Source organism: Actinocrinis sp. (genome assembly GCF_035605935.1).
In the GTDB taxonomy this organism is placed as follows: Bacteria; Actinomycetota; Actinomycetes; order Streptomycetales; family Catenulisporaceae; genus Actinocrinis.
In genome coordinates this window covers 1-4,568 of record NZ_DATNGK010000291.1, presented here as the reverse complement: position 1 = coordinate 4,568, position 4,568 = coordinate 1, and the positions used below count along the sequence as shown (strand labels likewise).

Annotated in this window: 2 protein-coding genes; both read right to left on the bottom strand. The window is 65.3% G+C overall.

What is annotated here, in order from left to right; all coding sequences use genetic code 11:
• A partial coding sequence (locus tag VN779_RS23430) for a TonB-dependent receptor (protein WP_325726949.1) occupies positions 1-3,366 on the bottom strand: 3,366 nt, incomplete at its 3' end.
• 232 nt (positions 3,367-3,598) lie between these two features.
• A partial coding sequence (locus VN779_RS23425) for a DNA polymerase domain-containing protein (protein WP_325726947.1) occupies positions 3,599-4,568 on the bottom strand: 970 nt, incomplete at its 5' end.

The following is a 4,568-nucleotide window of genomic DNA, read 5'->3' as shown; positions in this document are numbered from 1 at the left end:
TGCAAACGGCGGCTTCTTGTTGAACACGTTGTTGACCTGCAGGAACACTTCCAGGCCCTTCAGCGACTTCAGGTTGTCGAACGAGTAGGTGCCGTTGAGATTGAACAGGAAGTAGCTCGGCACGTGATTGTCCTGCATGGGATGCAGGTCGAGCCCCGTCGCCAGCAGGTTGGGATTGGCCAGTGCGGCGGCATACTGCGGCTGATTCGGCGTCACGCCGAGGTAATCCCGGATACCGCGACTCACGAAGTTCATGCTGGGCGTGATGCTGAGGGGCCCGTTTGCCCAGGTGACCAGCAGGCTGCCACGCCACTTCGCCGCCGGCGTGTTGTCGGCGAGGAAATTGTTGCCGGTGCCGGTCTGGCCCAGGATGTTGTAGGTGTAGCAGGGAGCCCCGGCGAACGTCGCCGTGCAGTTGGCGAACTTCTGCTCATCCATCCACGTCGTCAGCAGGCGCGTATTGATACTGCCGAAACGGCCGATGTTGGCCAGATAGTTCAGCGAAAAATCGACTCCACGGATCTCGTAGAACGCGCCGTTGAACGAGGTCGAGACGAAGGATGTCGCGTTGTAGGCGCCATGCTGCCACGCCGCAGCACCCGTATAAGAGCCGGCACTGCAGTCCACCAGAGCCGGCACGGGGAAGCCCGCCAGTGTGCCGCACTGCTGTCCCAGACCGTTGTAGGAGAAGGGGTTGAACGTCATCAGGTTGCAGACCGAGGTCTCGCCCGCGCGACACTGCGCCTGAGTGAGCGTGGGGTTGGCCTGCTCGATGGCATCGTTGATCTTGATGTGGAACCAATCCGCCGAGAACTGCAGCCCCGAGACCCAATCGGCCGGTGTCAGGACGATGCCGAGCGTCGTCGTGTCCGAAGTCTCCGGCTTCAGGTTGACGTTGCCCTCCAGGTTCCAGGTACACGGATCGTTGACTCCGGATCCGAGCGGCGCACAGGATCCGAACGCGCTGCCGGCCGTAATGATCTGGCCGTAATACAGCTCGCGGAAGTTCGCCGCACGAGCATCCCGTGACTGGCTGCCGCGGAATCTGACTCCACTGACCGGCTCCCAGATCACGGATGCCTTCCAGGTCGTCAGGTTGTGCGTGAACTCCGGCTGCTGGCCGTTGACTACGTTGATCCCGTACAGCGCCTTGTTGTCGTAGTGCGACTCGCGTCCCGCGACATCCACCTCCAGCACTTTGGCAAACGGCAGATTCTTGGCGAGGGGCAGGTTCGTCTCGAGGTAGCCCTCCTCGACGGTCACGATGCCGCCGAAGGGTTGGCCGTACTGGATGTTGAAGTCGGTGATGGCCGCGGCGCAGTGAACGTCGCTGTACGCGCAGCTGACCTCATCGTTGTGACCGACTTCCTGGCGCCACTCGAAGCCTGCGGCGAGCGAGAAGGGGCCGGCGCCGATGCCATCGAAGATATTGCCCGAGGCGTTGAGCGCCCCGACCGTCTGTGTGTACCGCAGCCTCTCATCGAGCGGACCGAACGAATAGTTGAGCGCGTTGTCCGGGATGGCCGCCGTGCCCAGAGGATTGATCGGGACGCACCCCTGCAGCAGCGCGTTCACGTAACCCGGGTTGGTGGCCGGCAGGGTCCCGCCTCCGTACTGGGTCACGGGCAGTCCGTTCGCAGCGTCGTAGGAGGTGCGGCATTCCGGTCCATTCGGACCCTGCACGGCATCCAGCGCCGCATCCAGGGAGTAGGCGCGGATGTTGTTCTGCAGGAACTGCTCGCGCTGCGTCAGGCCGTACTCGAAGTAGCTGTCCCAGGTCCAGGAGGATTGCCCGAACTTGCCGTCGAATCCGAAGGTGAACCGCTTGACCGTCGTGGTGACGTCGGTGAAGGTCGGCGCTTGCCGGGTCCAGTCCTTGCCGATGGACAGCGCGGACGGCAGCAGAGTGCCGCCCGGCCCCGGCCCGCAGGTCGCGGCGGCCGGCCCGCTGCAGAACTGATTCTGCAGGGCGCTCACCAGCGCCGGGTTGTTGACGATGTACGGGTTGTAGCCTCCCGCAGCGACACCGGCCGGCGCGATGATGGCACCCGTGGCCGGATCGACGACCGCGGCCGTCGCGCCCGTGGGCATGAAAATGCCGGTGCTCTGCACCCCGGCGAAATTGGTCGTCTGCACCTTGCCCCAGTTCACATCCGCGCTGAAATTGATGGTGTCGGTGACCTGCGCGGTGAGCGAGCCGGTGATGACGCCGCGGTTCACCGGCGCCATCAGGTTGTCATACTGCCCGATGGGGACGCCCTGCCCGCCGGCGGTGAGAGTCGGCAACGTGGTCGACAGGAATGCCGTCGAGTACGGCTGTGCGCCGAGCTCGTAGGCCGTAGCTGCCGTGCCATCCGGGCTGGCCTGCAGCACGGAGCTGTAGTTGGCGTAGGGATTGGGCGGGAACGGTCCGGGCTGCGCCTGCTGGAAGACTCCCGGAAAGGTGATCTGGTTGTTGCGCAGGTTGTTCGACTGACCGTACACGGTCACGCCCGGCGCCGCCGCGGGCGTGGTCGGATTCAGGGAATAGAGGCCGCCTCCCTGTGCGCACCACGTACGAACGGTATCGCAGCCGAGAGCGTCCTGCTTCTCGTATTCGCCGCCGATCACGAAATGGACACGGTCCTCGAACAGCCCATGCCCGTACGCCGCCCCGACGTGCCGGTCGCGTGCGTCACTGTGGCTGCTCTCGGAGAAGTCGCCGTCGATCTTGCCGCCTTCCAGCTTATTGTTGAGGATGACGTTCACGACACCGGCGATTGCGCCGGAACCGTATGCCGCCGAGGCGCCGCCCGTCACGGTGTCCACGCGGTCGACCAGGATCTGCGGGATGAAGTTCAGGTCGACGCTGTCGCCCTGGTTGGTCTGCACGACGCGCCGCGTGTTCACCAGCACCAGCGTGCGGCTGCCGAAGAACGGGTTCAGGCCGCGCAGGTCGGCGATGTAGGCGCCGCTGAAGAAGTTTGAATTACCCGTGTTGGCGGGGGTGAAGGTCGAGACGTTGGCCGGGGTCATGGTCAATGCCTGGCCGACATTGACGATACCCAGGCTGTTCATGAGGTCCGGGTCGATGACCGTGGTCGGCGTCGGCGTGTTGAAATCGTTGGTGCGCTTGATGCGCGAGCCGGTGACGGTGACTTCTTCCAGGGCGGGCGCGTTGGCGGATGCTGCGGCCGGTGCAGTCTGAGTCTGCGCGTGTGCCGCGCTGGCAAGACACAACGCCGCCGCCACGCTGCAGGGCAAGCTGGAGTTGAGAACGGTTGAGCGAGCCGCCGCCCGCAGCGCAGCGGCAATAGCCGGGCGTGTCGATGTCATCTGGGCCCCCTCCCAAGAGAACCAACGTGGCTTGTGGCGCGTCCACCGCAACGTGTCGACGCGGCGTTAGTGTCAGCGTACGACCTGACGTTGTCACGAGGCAACGTGTAACTGAATGTTCCGCGGCGAAGCGCTGTAGCGTTCCCGCGGAGCGCGCAGTTGGAATACAACGAGGAGTTACCGCCCGGGCCGCGCTGACGCTGTATCGAAACCAAGACAACGGCGGAGCGCTGAAAGGTTCGCGCAAGCTTGGGCGGCGGCCGCCACGCGCCCCGGGGTCGGCCTAGAACATCTGCAGCTGGCGGCCGTCGCCGATCAGCACGTCGAAGTCCAGGCCGAGCACTGCCAGCACCGGCTCGGCGACAGGCTTGACCTGCTTGGCGACGTAGTGCTCGAGGTCGAGCGGATGCTGGATGCTGTCGGTCGGCTCGGGACCGGCCACCGTCATGACGTAGCTGACGGAGCGACCCGCGGGCTGCGCAGACTTGCGGGCGGCGGCGACGTGCGGCGGCGTCGTGGCGGTGTACTCCTGCGCACGCTTGCGCAGGTTCTTGCGGTAGACGAGAGCTGCATCGAGCGTCCCGCTGCGGACCCGCTGAACGATGTCGAGCAGGTAGGCATCGACTGGCTGATCGGTGAACAGGCGCTGATACAGCTCTCGCTGCACCTGCTTCGCGAGCGCGGTCCAGTCGCTGCGCACGGCCTCCATGCCGACGAATTCAACGGTGTTCGCGCCGCCCCTGACCTGTCGCAAGCCCGCGTAACGCTTGCTCGCGCCGCGCTCGCTGTTGCGAGCCCTCGGAAGCAACAGGCGCAGATACAGCTTCTCGAACTTCAACGACAGGCGGCTGACGAGCTGCCACCGCTCCTGGATGTACCGGCCCAGCTCACCGTTGAGCGCGACGGCGAGCTCGGCCCCGCGCTCGCCAGCCGCGCCCTCTTCGAGGATCGCGGAGGCCACGAACAGGCTGTCGGTGTCTCCGTACAACACCCGGAAACCCCGGGCTTCGAACCACTGTTTCGCCCACAGCAGGATCTCCTTTCCCAGGCCGGTGATGGAGTTGGCGAGTGCCGGATTGTAGAAGCGGCACGCGGGGGTCCCGAGAACGCCGTAGAAGGAGTTCATCAGGATCTTGATGGCGTTGGAGGCGACCTGGTCGCCGGCCTTCTGCGCGGCCTCGCGGCGCGGAAACAGCTCATCGAGCAGGCCGGGGAGAATCGCCGCTGCGCGGCGGAACGCCCCGCCGGGGGTG